This window comes from Seonamhaeicola marinus, assembly GCF_008085455.1.
The window spans coordinates 1,004-2,017 of the sequence record NZ_VSDQ01000337.1; the positions used below are offsets into that span (position 1 = coordinate 1,004).

Here is a 1,014-nt window from a genome sequence, read left to right on the forward strand (position 1 = left end):
CAGTTGAAGGAGGTTTTGAACACTCAGGAAACTTTGCATTAATTGATAAAAATGGGTTTATACGCTCTAGAAAAGATGAATTTGGAAATCCAATTATTTACTACAATGGTATTGTTACTGAAAAAGAGCAAGTAAATGATGATGGACAAAGAGAGCAAATAAGTATATTAAAAGAAGACATAAAAAAATTATTAAACGAATAAATTAAATACCATTTTAATTATTTGAATATGTTTTTTTAATGTTAAAAACAAATTATAAGTTATGAGCAATAAAGAAGTTATGAATGATAAAAAGTACAATAAACTAATTGTAATTTTATCAATAGCTATTCCGGTAGCAGTTGCTGCGCTTTTTGGTATTAAAATTCCAGCAAAATTACCGGTGTTTTTACCGCCAATTTATGCTTGTGTCAATGCAATTACTGCATTAATATTGGTGTTAGCATTCATTGCTGTTCAAAATAAAAAAATAAAACTACATGAGCGTTTAATAAAAGTAGCCATTGGGCTTTCAGTGCTGTTTTTATTAATGTACATAGTGTATCATATAACCAGTGATTCTACAAAGTTTGGTGGAGAAGGTTCTATAAAATATCTGTATTATTTTATTTTAATAACACACATAATACTATCTGTAGCTGTCATTCCTTTTGTACTTATTACTTATGTTAGAGCCATAACAAATAACATTGAAAAGCATAAAAAAATAGCAAAAATAACATTTCCTTTATGGTTATATGTTGCAGTAACAGGCGTTGTTGTTTACATTATGATTTCGCCTTACTATTAATACATTTAATTAAATGAAGCGAACTACTATTTTATATATAACATTCTTATTCTTTTTTATAAAAAGTAATGCACAATGCGCCATGTGTAGAGCGGTTTTAGAAAGTGAAGAAACAAAAAGTGTTGCCGAGGGTATTAATGATGGTATTGTATACTTAATGGCAATACCATATGTACTTGTTGGAGGTATTATTTTTGTTATTTATAAGAAATTCAGAACGTT

Annotated in this window: 2 protein-coding genes and 1 pseudogene; all 3 read left to right on the forward strand. The window is 27.7% G+C overall.

The genetic code is table 11. The features are described 5' to 3' along the window. Positions 1-203: pseudogene (locus FUA24_RS04780) on the forward strand (SCO family protein); the annotation flags it as partial. Positions 204-264: 61 nt separating this feature from the next. After that, positions 265-792: a DUF420 domain-containing protein gene (locus FUA24_RS04785; protein ID WP_147138189.1), complete on the forward strand. Its 528-nt coding sequence runs from the start codon at positions 265-267 to the stop codon at positions 790-792. A gap of 13 nt (positions 793-805) precedes the next feature. Then, positions 806-1,014, forward strand: a 209-nt coding sequence (locus FUA24_RS04790) for a hypothetical protein (protein WP_148540267.1), incomplete at its 3' end; no start/stop codon positions are given.